Source organism: Arthrobacter sp. T572 (genome assembly GCF_056780115.1).
Genome location: NZ_JBRAZQ010000002.1, coordinates 1,545,859 through 1,564,735 on the forward strand (window position 1 = coordinate 1,545,859; position 18,877 = coordinate 1,564,735).

Sequence of the window (18,877 nt, forward strand, 5' to 3'; positions counted from 1 at the left end):
GCGGTGGGTGGTGCGCTAGTGGATCGACGGGACCGTGCGGGGCCGTACCACCAGCCACAGGGCCGCCACGGCACCGGCGATGCACACCACCTGGACAATGCCCATGGGGACAGCGGAGCTGACGCCCAACCAGCCAACCACCGGGGGAACGATGCCTGCCATGGTGAACTGGGAAGCGCCCAGCAAGGACGCCGCCGTGCCGGCCTGGGCGCCGTGGTTGGCCAAGGCCAGGACCTGGACGCAGGGGAACATGAACCCGGTGGCGCAAATGTAGAACCACAGCGGAACCAGGATGCCCCACAGGCCCACGTGGAGGAGATCCATGACGATGATCAGTGCCGCCATCAGCAGCAGGAAGAGCGTGGCCCAGGCGACGATCCACTGTGGCGCCACCCGCCTGATCAAGCGCGAACTGATCTGGACGCCGGCCACGATGCCCAGGGAGTTCACTCCGAAAAGGATGCCGTACTCCTGCGGGGAGAAATTGTAGACGTTCTGGAAGAGGAAGGTCGAGGCGGACAGGTAAGCGAACAGTCCACCGAAGTTCAGGCTTCCCACCATCAGCATGCCCACGAAGATCCGGTCCGTCAGCACGGTCTTGTATCGCTGCCGGACAGTGACATCGGAGGTGCCGCGCTGCTCCGCCGGAAGCGTCTCCTTAATGAAGAAGATGGACGCGAGGATCACCAGGAGTCCGTATGCGGCCAGGAAGTAGAAAATGCCGGGCCATGGAAAGACCAACAGCAACTGGGAGCCGATAATGGGCGCCAGGATGGGGGCCAGACCGTTGACCAAGGACATGCGCGAAAACATCCGGACCATGGAGTAGCCGTGGAAAAGGTCGCGGACCATGGCCATCGCCACCACACCACCGCCTGCTGCGCCGATGCCCATCAGGACACGGAACAGGGACAACAACCCGATGTCCGTGGACAGGGCAGCGCCGAGGGACGAACCAATATGGAGGGCAGTGGCCAGGATCAGCGGCAGCCGGCGGCCGAACTTGTCGCTGAAGGGGCCCACCACCAGTTGCCCCAGGCCGAAGCCCACCGTGGTTCCCGTCAGTGTCAGCTGGATGGCTGCAGCGGACACGTTGAAGCTCTCCTCCAGCGCCGGGAACGCGGGGAGGTAAAGGTCCACTGTGAAGGGGCCAAGTGCGGTCAGGGCACCCAGAAGGATGATGTAGACAAGTTTTTCGCGTCGGCTCAGGGAATCGCCCGGAGCAGTGTGGGTGGTCACGATCATCTATCCTATGGCCGTCACATCATATTTATGCAGCGTGTTCGGGCGCGCCGTGGTGGGCGCAGGCGGAAGTTGGGCGGGAACCTGAATGATAGTTTTGAGGACAAGCGCCTGCGGACGTCATTTTTCGGCCGTGGAAGCCCACTACGCAGCCCAGAGGAAGCAGTTAGGCGGAACCCATGAGCGGACGTCACACCGGCAGGACAAGCAAGGGACCGGCCATCCGTGCCTTGCCGAAGACCCTCAAGCTCGTTGCCCGTTTGGCCCCCAGGCAACTCAACGATGAAATCGCCCTTGCCAAGGTCGAAGTCCAACGCAAGGCCAAGCAGGTGGGTGTTGCCGGCGCGTTCTTTGGCATCGCCCTGGTTTTCATGTCGTTGCTGGTCATCGCGCTTGTTGTGGCAGCGATCCTTGGGCTTGCCACAGTCATGCCCGGCTGGCTCGCGGCGCTGGTTGTTGCCGCGGTCTTCCTCCTGATCGTCGCGATCGGCGCGCTGATCGGAACCGCCAAATTCAAGAAGGCCATGCCGCTGGTTCCCGAAGACACCATCAGGGGCATCAAGCACGATATCGGCATCGCCAAGGAAGGTTCGGCCTTCGACGAATCGATCCTCGATCCGAACTCACCTGCCGCCAAGGCCGCCAAGGCCCGCAAGGAAGCCGAAGCCGAAAAAGCCAAGGCAGAAAAGGCCGCCAAGGAAGCTGCAAAGGAAGCCGACGCCGTCAAGGCACCTACGGAAGCCGAACTCCGCCGCCGGCTGGACAAGCGCCGTGAACACCTCACCGGGGTCCGTGACGAACTCGGGGAACAGCTGGACGTCAAAAAGCAGGGCAGGATTCTGCTCGGGGAGGCCACCGCCCGGTTCCAGGATGGCAAGGACTTTGCGGCAAGCCGAGTTGCCGGACTGTCGGACTCGGTTCCGGAGGATCTTGCCGGGCGCATCGCTGCACGGTGGAAGGACCTCGCTGCGTTTGCCGCTGCCACGGTCGTCTTCGTGGTGGCGCTGCGGAAACTGCTGAAAAAATAGCAGACCGCCGCGGTTCCGGAACGTTGACCGCCCGGGCACTCAAGAAACAGGGAAGGGGGACACCATGAGGCTGATCGGTGCTGGTTCGCGCCCCGGTCGACCCCAGGTGGACCACGACCTCGTCTTCACCATCCCCAATATCCTCACCGTCCTGAGGTTCATGGGCGTTCCGTTGTTCGTCTGGCTGGTTCTTTCCCAGAAAGAATACGGCTTTGCGGTCCTGGTGCTGGTCATCATGGGGAGCACCGACTGGGTGGACGGATATATAGCCCGGCGCTTCGACCAAACTTCCAAACTCGGCCGCATCCTGGATCCGATGGCCGACCGGGCCGCCCTGATAGCAGTCGCTTTCACCCTGGCGATCGCCGGCGTCGTCCAATGGTGGTACCTGGCCGCGCTGGTAGTTCCGGATGCGATCCTGGCAACTGCTTCCCTGGTGTATTTCCGCGGCCACCCGGACCTGCCCGTGAGCGTCGTTGGAAAAATCCGCACCGCGTTCCTCCTGGCCGGGACACCGCTGCTTGTGCTGTCCAAACTGCCTGTGCCTTTCACCGATGTGTACTTCGTTTCCGCCTGGGTTTTCCTGGGACTTGGTTTGGTGGGCCACTGGGTTGCGGCCGTCAACTACTTCCGGGCGATCGTCCGCAAGGGCCAGGAACTGCGCGACGGCGACGGCGGGCGCGGCTGATGGTGTGGTTGGCGGTTTTCCTTGCTGTCATGGGTGCCTTCTGCCTGGCCATTGGTGCGCAACGGCAGGGCAGCGCCGTGAAGGCCGACACGGGAGGGCTCGCACTCAGTTCGAACGGCTTCCTGCGGCTCCTGCGCAACCCCCGGTGGATGTTCGGCTTGCTGTTGCTGGCAGTAGGCATGGCCATGAACGCCATCGCCCTGGTCTCCGCGCCGCTCACAGTGGTCCAACCCATCGGGGCGATTGCGCTCGTCATCACCACTGTGGTCAACGCAAAGGATCAAGGCCTCAGCATCAACCGTGCCACCGTGGTGGCAATCACCGCGTGCGTCACCGGCTCGGCACTCTTCGTGCTCCTTGCCGTCAACGTCACCCAGGAAAACCATCATGTGAACGCGGAGGACGAGCTCACGATCGTGCTTCTCCTGGCCTTGGCCGTGGGACTGTTCGGCACGCTCGCCGTTCTTTTCAAACACCGCATGAGCGCGTTCATCTACATTCTGGGTGCCGGAGTCCTGTTCGGCTTCGTCGCCGTGCTGACACGCATCATCGGCAAGCACCTGCTGGATCCCAACGGGTTGTTCCTGCTTAACGTCCAGTGGTACACCATCATCGCCATCGCTGCGGCCGGCGGACTGGGATCCTGGTTCGTGCAGAGCGCGTACTCCGGCGGACCGCCGGACCTCGTCATCGCCGGCCTGACCGTAATCGATCCCATCGTTGGTATTGCGATCGGCATCGTGATTCTTGGTGAGCTGCGTCCCGATGTCCACGCCGTAACGGCCATCGCCATGGCTGCGGCGGCTCTCCTTGCTATCGTGGGAGTAATCGCCCTGAGCCGGCACCACCCGGAAGTCACCAAACGCAAGAAGGATGCCAAGGCGGCTCCGCACCGGAAGGCTTAGGTCGACGCAGCACCTTGCGCCGTCCGCTCCACAGCGGACAGGCAAACCGGCGACACCGCAGCATTGCATGCCAACGCTGTCCGCACCGTGACCATCAGGAGTTCTCCACGTGACCATTCCCGACACCACCACACCCCTCACCATCCTGATTGCTGCGGATACCTACCCGCCGCACGTCAACGGCGCAGCCCAATTCGGCTACCGCCTGGCCAAGGGGATGACGGGCCGTGGCCACAACGTCCACGTTTTGGCATGCCGCCAGGACAAGGGAAAGAGCTTCACGGAATTCCGCAGTGAAGCCACCGTGCACCGCCTGCGTTCGCACAGCGTGCCCACCCACGACTACTTCCGCATCTGCTTTCCCTGGGAGATCAAGAAGGAAATCAGCCTCTTGTTCGACAAGGTGCAGCCGGATGTCGTCCACATCCAAAGCCACTACATGATCGGCGAGCACGTCCTGTACGAGGCCGTGAAGCGCGGAATCAGGATCGTGGCCACCAACCACTTCATGCCTGAGAACCTGAACCCGTTCCTGCCCTTCCCGCAGTGGTTCAAGAACATCATCGGCAAGATCTCCTGGAAGGACATGGGCAAGGTGATGGGCCAGGCCGACGTCGTCACGACGCCGACTCCTCTGGCTGCCAAGGCCATGCACCAGCACGCCTTCCTGCGTAAAGTGCTGCCGCTGTCCAACGGCATAGATTCTGCTGCCTACGAACTCCAGCCGGGCGAGACGATTGAGCCCCATGCCCACCCGACCGTTCTCTTCGCCGGCCGCCTGGCCGAGGAGAAACACGTTGACGTCCTGATTGACGCCATCGCCAAGACGCCGCAGGAACTGAATATCCACTTGGAGATTGTTGGCGGAGGTGAAGTCCGCGCAGCTTTGGAAGCCCAGGTGGAGCGCCTGGGGTTGGGTGGCCGCGTGAAGTTCCTCGGCCTCGCCTCCGATGAGGAGCTCCGCGAGGCCTACATCAAGGCTGATATCTTCTGCATGCCCGGCACCGCGGAACTTCAATCCCTGGTCACGCTGGAAGCCATGTCCGCTTCAACGCCGGTGCTGCTGGCCGACGCCATGGCACTGCCACACCTGGTCCGCGACGGCGACAACGGATACCTCTTCACGCCCAATGACAGCGATGAGCTTGCCGCCAAGATCACCAAGCTCGTGCAGCTTCCCGAAGACCAGCTGCGGGCCATGGGTAAAGTCAGCCGCGAGATGGTGGAACCCCACAGCATCAATGGGACCCTGCAGACGTTCGAAGACCTTTACCGGGGTGCCGCTTACGAAGACAAGGTGGTGTGACCGGAGCACCCTCCGGCAACCATTAGTATTGCTAGAGTGCTTTCCTGCAGGAGTCCTGTGACCAGGGCTCCTGCAGGTTTCACGGGGCTATAGCTCAGCTGGTTAGAGCGCGGGACTCATAATCCTAAGGTCCTCGGTTCAAGTCCGAGTAGCCCTACCAAGTAAATACAGAGATGCAGGCCCCTTCTCCGGATGATGGAGGAGGGGCCTGCACCTTATTTTGCACCTTATGGCTGAATTGCCCTCTGGAAGGGTGCTGCTGCACCTTATCTGCCCGAATCCCTACTGTGGCGCGCCTTACTCCTTGACAAGTAAATGACAAGTGAGGCAAGCTCTGATTGTCAGTCTGATATGAAAGAGCCCCGGCGATGCGGACACATCCCGGGGCGTGACCAGGAAAGAGGCTCCTGATGCAAACCACATTAACAGCCCTACCAGCTGAGGCGGCTGCTGAAGCTTGGCCATACGCCGGCGAACAGTCGCCGCAGTTCCTCGCGTGGGGCAAGCAGTACGCTACGGTGGAGCGCCAGCTGGCAGCCGCCCAGAGCCGTCTCCGTGCGCTCCCTAAGCCCTCGGCAGCACCGCAGGACCCGGCAGCCGTAAACATCGCCTCAGGCGCCCGCTGGGGCCGCCTTGGTCGTGACGCCGACAAGGCTGAGAAGATCGTCAAGGCCCAAGCCGAAGTCGCTCGCCTCGAAAACCACCTGGAGTACCTGAAGAAGCGCAAGCCCATCGCGTTCACCGAGGCTGAGCTGCGTGCGGCCCGAGTCATTCGCTCCGAACTCGGCTGGGAAGTTGTGGCCCGGGTGAATGGCACCACCGTCACCGTTGGCCATGGAACCACCACCGCCCGAGTGCCCTTCAAGAAGGTACTCGAGGTGCGAGCATGACCCCGGAAGAGGCTGCAGCGTCCTTGCTCAAGCAGGGCAGCACCGAAGTGACCGAGTTCAAGGACCTCAAGGTTGGCTCCCGTGTCCGCCGATCGGTGGAAGAGTGGCCCGAGGCCTTCCGCGACGGCACCGGGACCATTGAGCGGATCTTCCACAAACGGAACTCATCTTGGGAACGGAAGTACGGCCGTCCGGACGTGGAGCTGATCGTCAGGCGCGACGACGGCGAGCACTCCTATCTGGCGGACTACCACGTAGACCTTGCCGAGGTGCAGCCATGAAGGCGCTGACGGTCAAGCAGCCGTGGGCGTGGGCCATCATCAACGGCGGTAAGGACGTAGAGAACCGCTCCCGCCCAACCAAGTACCGCGGCCAGATGTACATCCACGCGGCGAAGACCCACTCTCAGGAGGGCTTCGACTTCCTGAGGGCACGAGGTGTGGTGAAGATTCCCACTATCTCCACGCTTGGCCTTGTCATCGGCACCGTGGACGTCGTGGACTGCCACCACGCAGATTTCTGCTGGGAGCCAGAAGGGCATTGCTCCGAGTGGGCCATGGAGGACCACTACCACTGGGTCCTGGCCAACCCAAAGCCGCTGGAACACCCGTTCCCAGCTGTGGGGAAGCTCGGCATCTGGAACCTGGAGCTGCCAGCATGAGCCCGCAGCGTGTGCAGCGGAAGCCGTTGGATCTGCACGTCTACAAGATCTGGGAGAACAGCCTCAACGGGGCCGCTTACTGCTCCGCCTTCACGTCGGATCGGGATCCTGGCTATCCGGTGAACGTGGACCTCGCAATTCTCCAGAAGCGACTCCAGCCCGCCGAATTGGCAGCAGAGGTGTGGCACTCCATCGTCAACTTCCATTCGTTGACACCCAGCCCGGAAGCGGTTGCTGAGGCTGCGCACAACGCTGTCATTGAGCGATTCGCCATCCACCCGCACTGGGATGAGGTAGACCGATGACTGCCGCGGCCGTGGACCCTCTACCGGATCCTGTCCCCCACCTGACCCGCAAACTGCAGATGCTGGCCGAAGCCCTCCCGCACCTGTACGCCGAACTATTCCCCACGAAAGAGAAACCATGACCGAGGAAACCAAGCGCCGCACCAAGCGCCGCTACGCCCACGAGCTCTACCCGCACGGCGAAGAATTTGCGGTCCGCCCCCTCGAAGTTGAAGTCCCCTACCTCTACGCCCGCGCCATCGGATTCGATGTCTGGGGAACGGGCTGGTTCAAAGCAGAACCAGAACTCAGCGGCGCCCGCACAGGTAGCTTGCTCGACGCACGCCACATCGCACTCATGGCTGACGCCATGCACCAAGGACTCACCGGGCAGGAAGCGTGGGAATGGGTCGAGACCCGCATGACCGATGAGTCCGGCGAACTGGTCGGTGAACGGTCTGCCCACTATGGCGTTGACGCTGACAAGATCAAGCCCTACCCCTGCGGCCCCGAACCCGACCACCACGACCACACCGGCCCATCAGACGCCTGGGGATGGCGAACCGTCACCCGCGTCCAAGGCAAGGAAAGCGAATGCCCGGAATGCACCGAACCAGTGGAGGAAGTGGCATGAGCACCGAACGCGACGAACTGGCCAACGTGATCGCAGAGACCTACCTGAACAACATGGGCGCCGGTCCTCTCGCTCCGAAGCTGACCAACACGGACCTGGCTGAAGACATCCTTGCTGCTGGTTACCGGAAGCCCCGCACGATCACCACCACCGAAGAACTCGACACGCTGCCATTTGGTGTTGTGCTTCGCGAGGATCTGCACGGGCTGGTCTGGGAACGGCAGGGCAACGGCGAAGGCGGATCGTTCTGGGTCGAGACTGGCGACGAAGAGGAATACAAGGCCTCCACCATCCAGCTCCCCGCCACCATCCTTTGGGAGGCCCACTTATGACCGCCGCTGGTATCCCTGCCCTGCTCGAACCCATCCAGGAACGCCTCAACGCGGCGACACCGGGGCCTCACCTGTTGAACCGCTACCCACATGGCGGTGGGCGCATGTACGTGGAGCAAGGACAGGCGCGCATGCTAGTCGCGGACACCTTCAATGAAGGAGACCGGGAGTTCTTCTACGCAGCCCCCACGGACACCGCCCGCCTACTCGCCGCCGTGATCGTCTTCAACTCCCAGCACCGGCGCGAGGTAATTGCAGTCCACGAGGGTCACGGTGAAGAGGCATGTTGCCCGCTTTGCCAAGAACACTGGCCATGCGCCGCCGTGTCCGCTGTTGAGTCCGCACTCAAGGGCTGACCCGCGATGCCGACGCATCCTGAGCATCACAACCTGGGGCACCTGTTAGAACTCATCGACGGCCTAGACGAAGGCGCACAGTGGGGCCTTGTCCGGGAACTCAAACTCACCGCACACACCATCGCAAAAGACCTAGAGGAACAGATATGAGCTGGATTCTAGATGAGCTTCCCCGCAATTGCCCCGGGTGCGGAAGGTTCATGAAGCGGACAGTCGAACCGGGCAGGACCATTGCTGAGTGCACCAACAAGGACTTCGATCATTCGGGGTGGGATTGTGACTAGCGCCCCGGCCCTTCCCCCGCGTCTTTCCCGGAAGCTTGCCATCCTCGCGGCCACGAACCCCGAACTCTACGAAACCATCACCAAACCGAAAGACAACAAATGAGCAACGAACGCGACGAACTGGCAAATGTGATCGCAGAGACGTACCTAAACAACATGGGCGCCGGTCCTCTCGCTCCAAAGCTGACCAACACAGACCTTGCCGAAGATATCCTTGCCGCTGGTTACCGAAAGCCGCGCACGGTGGACACACTGGGAAACCTCGCGGGCGCACCTGTCGGATTCATCGGCCGGACCGCCCACGGCCGAACCGTGGAAGTGATCGAAACCCCTGCCGGACCACAGTGGCAGTCTCCCGGTTCGCAGGCTTGGTGGTCCCCCATCCATGAGTGGCTGCCGGTAACGGTCCTGCATGATCCGGGGGTGACCGCGTGAGCTTGGATCAGGTACGGGAACGCTGGGCAGCCGTTACGCGGGGTGACTGGACCGCTTACGATCGCGGCATCGGGTATGAGGTGCACGCGGACGGCTGGCCGCTCAACGACGGGCACAGGGAGACGTTCGCGAAAGCTGACGCTACAGCCATCGCTCAGGCGCCCGCTGATGTGCAGATGCTACTCAGCGCAACTGACGCTGTCCTAGCGCTCCACAAGCCGTTTGAGTGGGACTTCGGATTCGGCCCGGTTATCTCCTGCCGAGGTTGCGCTGATCAAGGAGTGGCCCAAGAAGCGGCGGCCTACCCCTGCCCCACGGTTCAAGCCATCACCGCCGCCACCCAAGGAGAAGCATGAGCCAGAAAGCACCGCTGCACTACCGGTACACCATCGACGTGGACGAACGCGGCTACGCCCAGCTCATGCAGCTCGTCATGAAGTACGGCACCGGCACAGGCGAGGGAGGCTCCACCTCCATAGATCTCCGACTGGCCATGGCTGACGCGCAGGTACGCACAGCCAACTACGAAGGGGAACCGGCATGAGCCAGGAACGCATCGAAGCCGCAGCGAAGGCAGGACACCGTCACGTTTACGGCGATGGCCACTTCGACTACCTTTCTGACCACGCCAAGGATCGTCATAGGGAGACAATTCGCGTCGCCCTTGCCGCTGCTGATGCGGTGATGTTCTCCGACGAAGCCATAGAACGGGCAGCGGAAGAACTGTGGGACGGCGCGGACCCCGACGTCCAATGGGACCACATCAGCGAGTACCTGAAAGAACGAACCAGAGTCAGGGCCCGTGCAGTGGTGGCCGCGTTGAAGGGAGAGGCGTGCACGCTCTAAAGTTTGAGGCCAGCCCAAGTGGCCAAGGCGGCGCCGACAAAACCACCAACGATGCCAAGAAACCAAGACTGCCAACGAACCTTGGCTGCACGACGATCGGCGTAGTACTCCGCCTCAGTCCGCTTAGTGACCACTGGGCGGTTTCGCCACCGCTGGCGCAGGGTCAAAGGCCGCGTAAGTCGATCAAACTCTTCGAAGAGGTCAACGGCCCACACCTGGTTGGCTTCTGCTTGCTGGGGCTCGGTGACCTGCATGATCACGTAACACGGCTTTTCCGCGCCCGTGGAAGGCGATTGCCGTCCTGTTGTCAGTCGCAGAAAGAAGGTTCGACTTCCAGCGGAGGCTACGACAATCAGCTCGGTATTCAGGGGATTGGGTCTGTCAAAAAACTCAGCAGGGGTTGCATAGGTGGTTTTGCCGTCACTCAGTTCAGGTTGGTGACCGTTCGCGAATTTACCCACCAGGTTAAGGAAGGACTTGAGGCTATCCCAGTCTCGGAAGGTGACCGGCCAGGTTCGTCGCCACTCAAAGCTAAGGGTTGGCGCGGGGCCGTGGATGTCAGGCCGGACGTCGCTTGTGCGGTTCCATGCGTTCACCGGGCCGATCCACCAAGCCAGCGGCTCTCTCCAAAACCCCATGAATCCCCCTGCCTGGTTGTTCGTGATGACACCCGAATCCTAGCAAGGCAGGCGTGCTGACCCGTCCGTGGTGTCCGTCCTGCGGGCATCACCACCACGAGCGCTGCACAGCCATCACCCACCACCCCATAACTGACGCGGCACAAAAGTGTGGCTGTGCAGCGGCCCAGCCTTAGGGGTTCTGCGCCGCAGCCCTGGCAGCTGCAGAGTCTTTGAGTCGCTGAAGTTGCGCCTTTGACTGATAGACGCCGTGAAGTATGTAGTCCATGAAGGTCAGAACGCCGTCAGCGTCCATGGCGTCAACTTTCACTGTGAAGTCACCATGAGCCATGTCATTGCCAAAAACGCGGACGGTGTGAGCGGTTTCCTTGGCGAAAGCATCAATCAGGCCAGCAGAATGCATGGCGTCGATCTTCTTGTATAGAGTTCCGGTTGTGATGCCATGGTCCTTGGCGACTGCCTCAATGACTGCCCTTGCCATCAGGATGGACGACATCAAGGCCCCAATGCTACGGCACTTATGAGCTTCCGAAGCCGGAGTTGCCACATGGTCAGGAACATCGGGGAAGTCCTGCCCCTGTACGTAGGCTGGCGCCCAGTCCGTGGGAGGGTTCGCGGTCCAATACCGAGCCGCACCCGTTGAGTCAGAAGTGTTCGATGGTCGGCTGGAGACGTAGGTGCCGCCAACATTCAAGCGTCCGCAGTGGTCGCAAATAAAGGTGCTTTCAAACCATCCACCAGCATCAGCATCAGGTACGACCGAGCGGTAACTTCCGCCGCCGATCACGGTCATGTGACTGAAGGTTCCGCATCGACCACAAATTCTACTTGCCATATCTCCCCATCTTGAGTGGTGTACGAATTCAAGGTACTACGCGTAGTAAGGATGTCAGTGCCTGGCGTTAGGTTGGGTGGGATGCTCACTGACCAGGAAAAAGCCATGATCGACCTCGCCGGGGAACACTTCAAATACGCAGGCTCCGTAGACACAGCAGCCATGGAACGCTTCGGCCTGACACCCACCCGTTACTGGCAGGAAATGAACCGCCTGATCCGCACCGAGGCCGCCATCGCGTACCGGCCGGCCGTCGTCGAACGTGTCAGAAGCAGGCTTCCTGAACAACGTTCACGTGTTCGTTCACGCCTCTTGGTGGGATGATGGTGGCCGCCCGTATACGGCGGGTCAGCCACCACCACCTCTACCAGTTACAGATCCGGAAAGCAGATCGTAATCAGTAACCGGACCAGCCGGATTATCTCTGCCGCAACGTGGACACGGCCACGGACATCCTGACGCTTTGACCGTGCCTTCGGCTTGTCCTTTGACATCCTGAATTCCCTTCTGGAATGAGGGATGCCATGGTCTTGCTTAGGCCTAACCCTGGTTGTGTTTTTGGCACGCCAGTGGATACCATCAAGCAAGAGCAGCGGGCATCCCGTTACTCGGTAGACCGGCTTTCCCTCTTACGTTTGGCGACTTGGAAGGGTTGGCCGGTCTTCGTGTTTCCAGCTTACAAAGTAAGTGCGACACCTGCTGGCAGTCCGGGCTCTCGAACGGCGACGCAATAGCGCGATATGCATCGGTTTGCTACGTTTTGCACAGTTTCGTGAACCGCGTAATCTCGCGGATTTTGCCGCTTTCTGTGATCTTTGTCATATTTTGTAGTCTTGGCAAGTTCCGTGGCAGCTGCCGCCCGCAGCGATCTCTGGAGCTGTGTAGAAATGCGCAGGGTTGATGGTGGCGGGTTCCCTACTCGGGCAAGAAACCCGGGAGCCGGTGCTCGAAGCTGTGCCCCCAACGGATGGAGCGTCGCCACTCTGGTGTACGGTTGTACTCGTCGATGTCCCACTCTGAATCGGTCACGGGGCGAACGTCGCCCTTCGGTACCCAGCACGTGAGGCTGTCCCCGTTGTCGTCATGCCAGCGCACCTGGACCTGCTTTGCATTCCAGGCCATCGCTTCGCCGTAGACAGCAACCGCTCCGCCGCTCCTCAGCGGGATCTGCGCGTGGACCTTGGGTCGTTCGTTCGGTGGCCACGTCCGGACGTCCGCCACTGCGCCATCGCGGCCAGGGTCCGCAACGTCATACGTGACGCCCTCCAGTACGAAGGTGGTTTGCGTGGGGATGTGCACCAGCCCATCATGTCACTTACCTGATCCTCAACCGGCCCGCAGGGGAAGGGCAAGCACCGCAGATATCCAAAGGGGAACCGGGCTAAAGCAAGTAGCCCGGTTCCCGGGACCATCAGAATACAAGCACAGCGAACCACTATAGAACCAACAAAGAAAGGATCCGGGCTGATGGCTGACTTCGAACGAATCCGCGAGCTCACGTCCATCGTCGCCGCATCAGAGGCGACAGGGCTCTAAACCGTTACCATGAGTCCGGAGCCACTGACACCGGTGCGCTCAGTGAAGAGAGGGCACCATGAGTCAACTTCACGTCGGAGACCAACTTCCTTTGGACCTGGTAGGCCAAGTGGCCGATCAGTGCCAATCCACAACCATCCAACTTGGTTCCGAGTTGATATGCGTTCTGGACGCCGGACACTCTGGTCGACACGTCTCCACCGATTCGGGCATGGTCGTCCGCGCAGCTTGGTCGTAAGCAGTCCTTTCCGCCGCTAGGATTACCCCATGACCCACGATTCCCAGCCGACACCGGCCAAAGGCTCCAAGGACTGGGATGCCCGCTACGCAGAAGCCCGCGCCCACGCCGACGACATGGCCATGGACCTCTGCGAGGAATGCCTAGCCGTCTTCCATTTCAGCGGAATTGAAGAGCTCCGGCTCCACCAGTGCAAATAGCGCCAACGCCGTAAGGCCCCCACCCTCGTGATGAGAGTGGGGGCCGTTCGCGTTTATTCGGTGGAGCGTTCGCGGGAGTCGTAGACGATGCCTCCGGCGTCCTCGATGATGATGTTCCCCTCTACGGGGCGGCCGGCCTCATACTTGCCATACTTGGGCGTCTTGGCGGAACCGAGGACCACGCGGGCGAGCCAGTCCGGAAGCTTGGGCTGCAGCCAGCGCCAGAATGCATACCAGGCAGCCGTGAGGACAGCGGAAGCGACCACCGCGAGGGGCAGGCCATAGCCCAGCAGTTCCTCACGGTGAGGTTCAAGCACAGGGACGACGACCAATGCCCAGTTGATGAACGCCGCCCACAGGGCCGGGACGATGGTCCGGAGGATAGATGTCAGCATGGGGTTAGCCTTCCTTCGGCAGAGTTACGGTAGTCGTGATGACGGCTTCGAAGGCGTCAAGTGCCTTCTGGGTGCCACGCTGCGCGGCTGCCTCGAACGCGGCCACGTCGATCGGCCTGCCCGCTGCCACGTCCGAAAGGACGGAGAGGATCGCTTTTTGGGTGCCCTGCACCTCTGCGATCATCTGAGGGATCGGGCCAGCAAGGCGTTCGCCTTCCTCGCCGGGCAGCAGGAGTTTGGTGATGCCATCCACCCGGCGCTGGGTTTCCTCGATGACCAGCATGAACCCGGGGTGTTCCCGGCCTTCCTTGTCCTTCCACCCCTCGTAGGCGATGTCCTGGATGTACTCTTGCGTGGCCATGTCGTCGTCTCCTTGTGGGGTGAAGGTGGAGCTTGAAAGGTTGATGGTGTCGGCGGCCGCTACAACGGAGACGCCTTCAATGTCTTCCGTCCAGCCGAGGTACGTGGGGCCGAGGCCTCGGTAGTAGGCCAGCAGGTGGTCAAGGTTCGGGTGGTGGTGCGGGGTGTTGCTGGGGTCGCTGGTGGAGAACACCGAACCGTCTGGGGCCAGTAGCGCCACGTGGCCCAGTGGTTCCTTTGCGAGGTGGAACCACACTGGCACCCAACGCTCTGCGGGGAAGTTCCGGTCCCGGTGCTTGTACTTGGCCGCGTTCCATCCGGCGGTGGCGCTGGGGTACAGCCCGTTCAGGCCGAACGCCTGCCGGACGTACATGAGGCACCAGCCCGGGTAGCACTTGATGTGCGGGTTAGGCGTAATCAACTGCTTCACGGCGTGCCTCCTGTTTTCGGTGCGGTCTTGGCCGCGCACGTGTAAGTGGTGGATCCGGGCGGGTTCGGGGTGCAGGTATGCGTTACCCCGTCTTGGTCGGTGAAGGTGATGGATGACGGGGCGGCGCCATCAGCGCCCGTGGCCCCTGTCGCGCCAGCCGGTCCTGCAGGTCCGACCGGTCCTATGGGGCCTTGCTCGCCCTGCGGTCCCGGCGGGCCGGGCACGGTGGAGTCAGCGCCGTCCACGCCGTTGGCGCCCGGGGAACCGTCAGCGCCAGCCGCGCCCGCCACTCCAGCGGCGCCCGTGTCGCCCTTCTCGCCGGGCTCACCCTGGATGCCTTGGACACCTTGCTGGCCTTGCTCACCACGTGGCCCGGGAACGCCTTGAATACCTTGGATGCCCTGTGGTCCTTGGCTGGGTTCCGTGGCAGCTTTCTCCAAGTTCCGGCACGTCTCCGACGCCTCCGCGGTGGTCTGCCCCGCAGGCTGGCACAGCGTGTCCGTGGCGGCCTGGGCAAGATCCTGCTTCTCGCGCTCCTGCTCCACCCCGTACTGGGCGTTCGCCACAGCCAACCGGTGGTTATCGAACGCCAACCACCCCGCCCATGCCCCCACCGCAAGCAGCAGCAGGGACAGGCAGGCAAGAATCAACTGGGTTCGCTTGCTTGCCCGTCTCGACCTCGCTGCCTGCCGGGACGCTGCCAGCAGATCCGGGTCATTCAGTGTCGTCATGGTCATCCTCCGTGGGCCATTCGGCGGGGTCGGGCTGGATGTCATGCATCAGCAGCTGCTCCCGCCACTTGCCGGCGGCTGCTTTGACTCGGGAGTTGTACCGCTTGGACCACCGCCGTTCCCGTTCGAAGTCAGCGGCCTGCTTTTCCAGTGCCGCTTTGTGCTCGGCTTCCTTCTTGGCTGCCTGAGCTTCGAGGGAGGCAACCCGGGCTTTCAGGAGCTCTTCCACGGCCGCCTCCCTCCGCTCGCGCTTCTTGTCTGCGCGGTCAATGAGCTTCCACGCTCCACCGCCACAGGCGATGAGGATGCCCCCAACCGCGGTGATGATCGCAGCATCCACACGCCAGCCCCTCTTGTTGTGCGGTCAGCGAGCATCAGCCAGGAGCAAGTCATACATGCCCATGACCACCAAACGCCCGGCGTCCTTCTCCGCTTTGATGTAGTCCAGAACCTCCACGTACTGCGCCGTGGTGATGTAACCGGGCTGGTCCACCAACGACGGGTGGATCATGAGTTGGCAGCCCTTCACTGCGGCCTGCACAGCCGCGATTTCCGCGATGATTTCCGCCGCGGTCTTGGACTCCATCCCGAAGTGGTTCTGTCCCTGCCGGATCTGACCGTCCAGGATGCGCCGGTGGGTGCCAGGGAAGTTGCCCGTGGTCACAGCGTGGTGCTTCATGATGAGGCGCCCGGCCATGGTGCCGTAGATCTTCTCCGGGGTGCCGCCACCGCTGAACCCGTTGTACCCGGTTCCGCCGACGCCGGGGACAATCCACCCGTCAATCTGCGCTGCCGGGATCTGGGCCTTGAGTTCGGTGAGGCCGTTCACGATCGTGTCTACGAGCGCGTCTGTGGTGGTGGCGTCGCTGTGGCCGTTCGCGCCGTGGTTCCACACCTCGCACAAGCCGCCGGTCACCCACGAGTTCACCATTTCCGGGGTCACCATGTTGTTCTCGGAGATGGTCCAGGAGCGGGAGTTGATGGCGATACCGTAGGGGATGCCCCGGGCCTCGTGCGGGCCGCGCAACTTGGTGTTGAAGTTGTTCAGCCCGTGGTCCACACGGATAGCCACAACCGGTTTCCCGTTGGTCTTCTTGATGCCCCCGCGCCGGAACGTGAAGTCAGAAATCCGGAGCATGTTCGCCAGGCCAGCGTCCGCACCTGGGTCAGCCTCAGCCGGTGTTGTCGGCGCCGGAACGGCAGCGATGTCACGCCAAGCGTTGTATGGGTACGGGGTAGTCCCGATAGTGGACGTTTGACGCACACACACTGTGGCGTCCGGACCCGCAATACTCAGTTCTTGCCAGGTGATGCCCGTCGACGTGGCACGGACCCGCAGGAACGCGGTCCACCGGTCAATGCCCAGGTTGTCGGGCCAGCCACCAACCAGTGACGCCGCCGTGGCCGTGTTCCGGATGAGGTAGTCACCCGGAACGCGGTAGGCGTCATCGTCCAGGTTCGCCCCGGTCGGAACTTCCGTGGGCTCAATCGTCCCTTCACGCTTCCACGCCGTCCACGTCTTGGGGTTCGCGGTCCAGCTCTGGATGACACGCTGCCACACCTCACCGGTCTGGTACCGGCTCATGCGCTGCTCACCGGCAAGGGACCCGGTGATCTTCACCTCTAGGAGGCCGCCGGCCAGCGTCGGGCTGTTAACGTAGCTCCCGCTGGAGGACATGTGGTAGAAACCCGTGTCGCTCGCGTTTGTCAGCGTGTTCAGGTCGGTACCGGCAGGGAGCGTGCCCTTGAACCCGCTGCCGGGGCCCTGGGGTCCTGGGTCGCCCTTGGGGCCTTTCAGATTTCCCTTCTTGACCCATGCCAGCGCCATCAGACGTTCTCCAGTTCGTAGTAGTCGCCCGTGTTCGCCGGGTTAGAGGGGTTGTTGGGGTCGGTAGGGTCCATCTGCAGCCACGAAGCACCGAGGCCTACCCAGATCGGAGGAGGAGTCGGAGAGGTGATTGTGAGCCCGGAACGAATCGGGAGACGGATGAGGTCAGCTATCGCACCGCCGCCCGCGGGGACCTGTAGCTTCCAGTTGGGGTTGTCGGCGCGGATAAACTTGCCGCTGCCATCGAGCCAGTTGATGACAATGCTGTAGTAGAGGCCTGAGGGCAGCAGGTCATCCGTCGTGTGGAGCACGACTGAGCCGTTGCCGGCTGCGTCCAGCGTGGCCTTCAATGGCTTGGTGGCGAGCAGCCTGCCTCCGGTGCCGACGGCGGCTTCACTCGGGTGAAACTCAACCTCGGGAGACAGGCCCGCAATAGGAGCCAGCCCGAAATCCGAGAGCTTTAGGGTTACGGTTTCGGTTGCCAAGGCGCCTCCTGAGCATGAAAAAAGGCCCCGGAACGGCGAGGCCTTGATGTATTAATCTATGGAGCTGACCGATATGATCAGCGCATGCGAAAACTTGGGGGACTGGTCCTGATCGGCCTACTCGGACTCACTGCCTGCTCCGCACCAGCAGGAGAAGCCACGCCCACGGCGAGTACGACGGCCTCGGCGTCGAAGATCTCCCCGCTGCTGTCAATTCCGTCCGAGAGTGCCATACCGGCTCCAACCGCAAGCCTGCCGCCAGAGTTCTACGACGACAGCGCCCGAGGCAAGTATCTGGCCGGGGTCAAAAAGGCTCTGAACGCCTGGCGGGATGGCATTGTGCCATCGGATGATGAGCTCCTGAAAGGCGCCGAAGTCTCCTGTGGTCTCTACGACCAGGGCAAGTCGACAGAAGAAATCTCGGAGCTTGCCGGGCCCGACAGTATTGCCGGTGACAATGCCTATGCCGTAGCCGCATATGCAGGCCGTTACCTTTGCACGAAGTACAACAGGTTCAGCTAAACGATCTTTTTCAGATTTCCGTTGTTGTCTAGGTAAACGTTCGCGGTGACCTCGGAGATCTGCCCCAACCCGCTCAGCTTGATCGTGGGAGCCGCAAGTTCGATGCGGACTGCGCTGGCGAGCAGCATTCCAAGGATGGTGCTCGAAGACACTGACCCGTTGGGGAAGTTCACTGCCCCGCCGCCAGCTCCCGTGTTTTCGAGGGTCAGGCCGCCGAGGGTGATCTTCTTGCCCGTAGCCACGGTCAGGTCATTGTTCAACGTGGTAGGTCCGTTGATGTCCATGGTCCCGGAAACCGCGAGGTCGCCGGTGATGTCCGTCTGACCGGACACTTCGAGGTCGCCCGTGATCTTGGTGAGTCCGTTGATGTCTACTGGCCCGTCAGTGACGAGCTTCCCTGTGACGGTGGTGTCGCCGGTGATGTTGGTGATGCCGTTGATGGTGAGCTCACCGTTGAAGGTGGTGTTGCCATCGACCAGCAGGGGCCCGTCGATGTTGAATTCACCGGTGGCGATGGTGGTGCCGTTGAGCTGCATTTCACCGGAGGCAATGAACAGGCCCGACATGTTGATCGTGCCGTTCGCGTTGAGGGTGCCGATGATTTCAGCGGAGCCGGTGACGCGGAGCCCGCCGTTCTCGATGGTGATCATGCCGCCGTCATATACGGACAGTCCACCGCGGCCGATGGCGGAGCGGTTCTGGTTGGTGTTGTTCTCCAGACGTTCGACCCTGCGGATCAGCGCCTGGATGGCCCGCATTGCGTCATTGAGGTTGTCGATCGCTACCAC

General features: G+C 61.9%; 29 protein-coding genes and 1 tRNA gene. 19 read left to right on the forward strand and 11 right to left on the reverse strand.

Going from position 1 to position 18,877, the window contains the following annotated elements; all coding sequences use genetic code 11:
- Window positions 1-15: 15 nt before the first annotated feature.
- Window positions 16-1,245, reverse strand: a complete 1,230-nt coding sequence (locus tag ACUYMZ_RS08205) for a multidrug effflux MFS transporter (protein WP_442424198.1) — start codon at window positions 1,243-1,245, stop codon at window positions 16-18.
- A gap of 176 nt (window positions 1,246-1,421) precedes the next feature.
- Here ACUYMZ_RS08205 and ACUYMZ_RS08210 point away from each other — a divergent pair, with 176 nt between their 5' ends.
- The 16 genes from ACUYMZ_RS08210 to ACUYMZ_RS08285 all read left to right on the forward strand — a co-directional run bounded on the left by ACUYMZ_RS08210 (window position 1,422) and on the right by ACUYMZ_RS08285 (window position 9,891).
- On the forward strand, window positions 1,422-2,270 hold the full coding sequence (locus ACUYMZ_RS08210; protein ID WP_426006728.1) for a phage holin family protein: 849 nt from the start codon (window positions 1,422-1,424) through the stop codon (window positions 2,268-2,270).
- Between the two features lie 64 nt (window positions 2,271-2,334).
- Window positions 2,335-2,958 (forward strand): CDP-alcohol phosphatidyltransferase family protein, encoded by a 624-nt coding sequence (locus ACUYMZ_RS08215; RefSeq protein WP_426006729.1) that lies wholly within the window; start codon window positions 2,335-2,337, stop codon window positions 2,956-2,958.
- Window positions 2,958-3,863: a DMT family transporter gene (locus ACUYMZ_RS08220; protein WP_426006730.1), complete on the forward strand. Its 906-nt coding sequence runs from the start codon at window positions 2,958-2,960 to the stop codon at window positions 3,861-3,863. The genes ACUYMZ_RS08215 and ACUYMZ_RS08220 overlap by 1 nt, the downstream gene beginning before the upstream one ends.
- 109 nt (window positions 3,864-3,972) lie before the next feature.
- Window positions 3,973-5,169, forward strand: coding sequence for a glycosyltransferase (locus tag ACUYMZ_RS08225; protein ID WP_481602701.1), 1,197 nt, complete (start codon window positions 3,973-3,975; stop codon window positions 5,167-5,169).
- A gap of 83 nt (window positions 5,170-5,252) precedes the next feature.
- A tRNA-Ile gene (locus ACUYMZ_RS08230) sits at window positions 5,253-5,329 on the forward strand.
- A 250-nt stretch (window positions 5,330-5,579) separates the two neighbouring features.
- Window positions 5,580-6,059, forward strand: a complete 480-nt coding sequence (locus tag ACUYMZ_RS08235; protein WP_481602702.1) for a hypothetical protein — start codon at window positions 5,580-5,582, stop codon at window positions 6,057-6,059.
- Window positions 6,056-6,340: a hypothetical protein gene (locus tag ACUYMZ_RS08240; RefSeq protein ID WP_481602703.1), complete on the forward strand. Its 285-nt coding sequence runs from the start codon at window positions 6,056-6,058 to the stop codon at window positions 6,338-6,340. The genes ACUYMZ_RS08235 and ACUYMZ_RS08240 overlap by 4 nt, the downstream gene beginning before the upstream one ends.
- The gene (locus tag ACUYMZ_RS08245) at window positions 6,337-6,720 is read left to right on the forward strand and encodes an ASCH domain-containing protein (protein WP_481602704.1); all 384 of its coding nucleotides are present in this window, start codon (window positions 6,337-6,339) and stop codon (window positions 6,718-6,720) included. Before ACUYMZ_RS08240 ends, ACUYMZ_RS08245 begins: the two co-directional genes overlap by 4 nt.
- On the forward strand, window positions 6,717-7,025 hold the full coding sequence (locus ACUYMZ_RS08250) for a hypothetical protein (RefSeq protein ID WP_481602705.1): 309 nt from the start codon (window positions 6,717-6,719) through the stop codon (window positions 7,023-7,025). The genes ACUYMZ_RS08245 and ACUYMZ_RS08250 overlap by 4 nt, the downstream gene beginning before the upstream one ends.
- The gene (locus ACUYMZ_RS08255; protein WP_481602706.1) at window positions 7,022-7,147 is read left to right on the forward strand and encodes a hypothetical protein; all 126 of its coding nucleotides are present in this window, start codon (window positions 7,022-7,024) and stop codon (window positions 7,145-7,147) included. Before ACUYMZ_RS08250 ends, ACUYMZ_RS08255 begins: the two co-directional genes overlap by 4 nt.
- The gene (locus ACUYMZ_RS08260; protein WP_481602707.1) at window positions 7,144-7,638 is read left to right on the forward strand and encodes a hypothetical protein; all 495 of its coding nucleotides are present in this window, start codon (window positions 7,144-7,146) and stop codon (window positions 7,636-7,638) included. The genes ACUYMZ_RS08255 and ACUYMZ_RS08260 overlap by 4 nt, the downstream gene beginning before the upstream one ends.
- Complete coding sequence (locus tag ACUYMZ_RS08265) at window positions 7,635-7,970, forward strand: hypothetical protein (RefSeq protein WP_481602708.1); 336 nt, start codon at window positions 7,635-7,637, stop codon at window positions 7,968-7,970. Before ACUYMZ_RS08260 ends, ACUYMZ_RS08265 begins: the two co-directional genes overlap by 4 nt.
- Window positions 7,967-8,326 carry a hypothetical protein gene (locus ACUYMZ_RS08270; RefSeq protein WP_481602709.1) on the forward strand — a complete coding sequence of 120 codons (360 nt, stop codon included), beginning with the start codon at window positions 7,967-7,969 and terminating at the stop codon, window positions 8,324-8,326. Before ACUYMZ_RS08265 ends, ACUYMZ_RS08270 begins: the two co-directional genes overlap by 4 nt.
- A gap of 383 nt (window positions 8,327-8,709) precedes the next feature.
- Window positions 8,710-9,045, forward strand: coding sequence for a hypothetical protein (locus tag ACUYMZ_RS08275; protein ID WP_481602710.1), 336 nt, complete (start codon window positions 8,710-8,712; stop codon window positions 9,043-9,045).
- 352 nt (window positions 9,046-9,397) lie between these two features.
- Window positions 9,398-9,589, forward strand: coding sequence for a hypothetical protein (locus ACUYMZ_RS08280; RefSeq protein WP_481602711.1), 192 nt, complete (start codon window positions 9,398-9,400; stop codon window positions 9,587-9,589).
- A complete protein-coding gene (locus ACUYMZ_RS08285) occupies window positions 9,586-9,891 on the forward strand; it encodes a hypothetical protein (protein ID WP_481602712.1) in 306 nt (101 codons plus the stop codon). The genes ACUYMZ_RS08280 and ACUYMZ_RS08285 overlap by 4 nt, the downstream gene beginning before the upstream one ends.
- On the opposite strand, the gene ACUYMZ_RS08290 is transcribed toward ACUYMZ_RS08285, so the two are convergent.
- Complete coding sequence (locus tag ACUYMZ_RS08290; protein WP_481602713.1) at window positions 9,888-10,487, reverse strand: hypothetical protein; 600 nt, start codon at window positions 10,485-10,487, stop codon at window positions 9,888-9,890. The genes ACUYMZ_RS08285 and ACUYMZ_RS08290 overlap by 4 nt on opposite strands.
- 214 nt (window positions 10,488-10,701) lie before the next feature.
- Window positions 10,702-11,322, reverse strand: a complete 621-nt coding sequence (locus ACUYMZ_RS08295; RefSeq protein ID WP_481602714.1) for a DUF4145 domain-containing protein — start codon at window positions 11,320-11,322, stop codon at window positions 10,702-10,704.
- Window positions 11,323-11,445: 123 nt separating this feature from the next.
- Between ACUYMZ_RS08295 and ACUYMZ_RS08300 the strand changes: the two genes are divergently transcribed.
- Entirely contained in the window at window positions 11,446-11,688 is a 243-nt protein-coding gene (locus tag ACUYMZ_RS08300; RefSeq protein WP_481602715.1) for a DUF3263 domain-containing protein, read from the forward strand.
- A 591-nt stretch (window positions 11,689-12,279) separates the two neighbouring features.
- On the opposite strand, the gene ACUYMZ_RS08305 is transcribed toward ACUYMZ_RS08300, so the two are convergent.
- The gene (locus ACUYMZ_RS08305; protein WP_481602716.1) at window positions 12,280-12,663 is read right to left on the reverse strand and encodes a hypothetical protein; all 384 of its coding nucleotides are present in this window, start codon (window positions 12,661-12,663) and stop codon (window positions 12,280-12,282) included.
- 504 nt (window positions 12,664-13,167) lie between these two features.
- Between ACUYMZ_RS08305 and ACUYMZ_RS08310 the strand changes: the two genes are divergently transcribed.
- Window positions 13,168-13,338: a hypothetical protein gene (locus ACUYMZ_RS08310; RefSeq protein WP_481602717.1), complete on the forward strand. Its 171-nt coding sequence runs from the start codon at window positions 13,168-13,170 to the stop codon at window positions 13,336-13,338.
- A gap of 53 nt (window positions 13,339-13,391) precedes the next feature.
- Here ACUYMZ_RS08310 and ACUYMZ_RS08315 read toward each other — a convergent pair whose 3' ends face one another.
- Genes ACUYMZ_RS08315 through ACUYMZ_RS08340 form a run of 6 tightly spaced genes read right to left on the reverse strand, consistent with a single transcriptional unit; the run spans window position 13,392 to window position 17,567 of the window.
- Window positions 13,392-13,733: a hypothetical protein gene (locus ACUYMZ_RS08315; protein WP_481602718.1), complete on the reverse strand. Its 342-nt coding sequence runs from the start codon at window positions 13,731-13,733 to the stop codon at window positions 13,392-13,394.
- Window positions 13,734-13,737: 4 nt separating this feature from the next.
- On the reverse strand, window positions 13,738-14,523 hold the full coding sequence (locus ACUYMZ_RS08320) for a hypothetical protein (protein WP_481602719.1): 786 nt from the start codon (window positions 14,521-14,523) through the stop codon (window positions 13,738-13,740).
- Window positions 14,520-15,254: a hypothetical protein gene (locus ACUYMZ_RS08325; protein WP_481602720.1), complete on the reverse strand. Its 735-nt coding sequence runs from the start codon at window positions 15,252-15,254 to the stop codon at window positions 14,520-14,522. The genes ACUYMZ_RS08320 and ACUYMZ_RS08325 overlap by 4 nt, the downstream gene beginning before the upstream one ends.
- Complete coding sequence (locus ACUYMZ_RS08330; RefSeq protein WP_481602721.1) at window positions 15,238-15,594, reverse strand: hypothetical protein; 357 nt, start codon at window positions 15,592-15,594, stop codon at window positions 15,238-15,240. Before ACUYMZ_RS08330 ends, ACUYMZ_RS08325 begins: the two co-directional genes overlap by 17 nt.
- A 24-nt stretch (window positions 15,595-15,618) precedes the next feature.
- A complete protein-coding gene (locus ACUYMZ_RS08335; RefSeq protein ID WP_481602722.1) occupies window positions 15,619-17,082 on the reverse strand; it encodes a pyocin knob domain-containing protein in 1,464 nt (487 codons plus the stop codon).
- Complete coding sequence (locus ACUYMZ_RS08340; RefSeq protein ID WP_481602723.1) at window positions 17,082-17,567, reverse strand: hypothetical protein; 486 nt, start codon at window positions 17,565-17,567, stop codon at window positions 17,082-17,084. The genes ACUYMZ_RS08335 and ACUYMZ_RS08340 overlap by 1 nt, the downstream gene beginning before the upstream one ends.
- An 84-nt stretch (window positions 17,568-17,651) precedes the next feature.
- Here ACUYMZ_RS08340 and ACUYMZ_RS08345 point away from each other — a divergent pair, with 84 nt between their 5' ends.
- Window positions 17,652-18,089, forward strand: coding sequence for a hypothetical protein (locus tag ACUYMZ_RS08345; RefSeq protein ID WP_481602724.1), 438 nt, complete (start codon window positions 17,652-17,654; stop codon window positions 18,087-18,089).
- On the opposite strand, the gene ACUYMZ_RS08350 is transcribed toward ACUYMZ_RS08345, so the two are convergent.
- Window positions 18,086-18,877 carry a hypothetical protein gene (locus tag ACUYMZ_RS08350; protein WP_481602725.1) on the reverse strand — a complete coding sequence of 264 codons (792 nt, stop codon included), beginning with the start codon at window positions 18,875-18,877 and terminating at the stop codon, window positions 18,086-18,088. The genes ACUYMZ_RS08345 and ACUYMZ_RS08350 overlap by 4 nt on opposite strands.

What these genes read in the sequence shown, in the direction of transcription:
- ACUYMZ_RS08205 (WP_442424198.1), bottom strand. Translation starts at nt 1,245, where the DNA reads ATGATCGTGACCACCCACACTGCTCCGGGCGATTCCCTGAGCCGACGC.
- ACUYMZ_RS08210 (WP_426006728.1), top strand. Translation starts at nt 1,422, where the DNA reads ATGAGCGGACGTCACACCGGCAGGACAAGCAAGGGACCGGCCATCCGT.
- ACUYMZ_RS08215 (WP_426006729.1), top strand. Translation starts at nt 2,335, where the DNA reads ATGAGGCTGATCGGTGCTGGTTCGCGCCCCGGTCGACCCCAGGTGGAC.
- ACUYMZ_RS08220 (WP_426006730.1), top strand. Translation starts at nt 2,958, where the DNA reads ATGGTGTGGTTGGCGGTTTTCCTTGCTGTCATGGGTGCCTTCTGCCTG.
- ACUYMZ_RS08235 (WP_481602702.1), top strand. Translation starts at nt 5,580, where the DNA reads ATGCAAACCACATTAACAGCCCTACCAGCTGAGGCGGCTGCTGAAGCT.
- ACUYMZ_RS08240 (WP_481602703.1), top strand. Translation starts at nt 6,056, where the DNA reads ATGACCCCGGAAGAGGCTGCAGCGTCCTTGCTCAAGCAGGGCAGCACC.
- ACUYMZ_RS08245 (WP_481602704.1), top strand. Translation starts at nt 6,337, where the DNA reads ATGAAGGCGCTGACGGTCAAGCAGCCGTGGGCGTGGGCCATCATCAAC.
- ACUYMZ_RS08250 (WP_481602705.1), top strand. Translation starts at nt 6,717, where the DNA reads ATGAGCCCGCAGCGTGTGCAGCGGAAGCCGTTGGATCTGCACGTCTAC.
- ACUYMZ_RS08255 (WP_481602706.1), top strand. Translation starts at nt 7,022, where the DNA reads ATGACTGCCGCGGCCGTGGACCCTCTACCGGATCCTGTCCCCCACCTG.
- ACUYMZ_RS08260 (WP_481602707.1), top strand. Translation starts at nt 7,144, where the DNA reads ATGACCGAGGAAACCAAGCGCCGCACCAAGCGCCGCTACGCCCACGAG.
- ACUYMZ_RS08265 (WP_481602708.1), top strand. Translation starts at nt 7,635, where the DNA reads ATGAGCACCGAACGCGACGAACTGGCCAACGTGATCGCAGAGACCTAC.
- ACUYMZ_RS08270 (WP_481602709.1), top strand. Translation starts at nt 7,967, where the DNA reads ATGACCGCCGCTGGTATCCCTGCCCTGCTCGAACCCATCCAGGAACGC.
- ACUYMZ_RS08275 (WP_481602710.1), top strand. Translation starts at nt 8,710, where the DNA reads ATGAGCAACGAACGCGACGAACTGGCAAATGTGATCGCAGAGACGTAC.
- ACUYMZ_RS08280 (WP_481602711.1), top strand. Translation starts at nt 9,398, where the DNA reads ATGAGCCAGAAAGCACCGCTGCACTACCGGTACACCATCGACGTGGAC.
- ACUYMZ_RS08285 (WP_481602712.1), top strand. Translation starts at nt 9,586, where the DNA reads ATGAGCCAGGAACGCATCGAAGCCGCAGCGAAGGCAGGACACCGTCAC.
- ACUYMZ_RS08295 (WP_481602714.1), bottom strand. Translation starts at nt 11,322, where the DNA reads ATGACCGTGATCGGCGGCGGAAGTTACCGCTCGGTCGTACCTGATGCT.
- ACUYMZ_RS08300 (WP_481602715.1), top strand. Translation starts at nt 11,446, where the DNA reads ATGCTCACTGACCAGGAAAAAGCCATGATCGACCTCGCCGGGGAACAC.
- ACUYMZ_RS08310 (WP_481602717.1), top strand. Translation starts at nt 13,168, where the DNA reads ATGACCCACGATTCCCAGCCGACACCGGCCAAAGGCTCCAAGGACTGG.
- ACUYMZ_RS08315 (WP_481602718.1), bottom strand. Translation starts at nt 13,733, where the DNA reads ATGCTGACATCTATCCTCCGGACCATCGTCCCGGCCCTGTGGGCGGCG.
- ACUYMZ_RS08325 (WP_481602720.1), bottom strand. Translation starts at nt 15,254, where the DNA reads ATGACGACACTGAATGACCCGGATCTGCTGGCAGCGTCCCGGCAGGCA.
- ACUYMZ_RS08335 (WP_481602722.1), bottom strand. Translation starts at nt 17,082, where the DNA reads ATGGCGCTGGCATGGGTCAAGAAGGGAAATCTGAAAGGCCCCAAGGGC.
- ACUYMZ_RS08345 (WP_481602724.1), top strand. Translation starts at nt 17,652, where the DNA reads ATGCGAAAACTTGGGGGACTGGTCCTGATCGGCCTACTCGGACTCACT.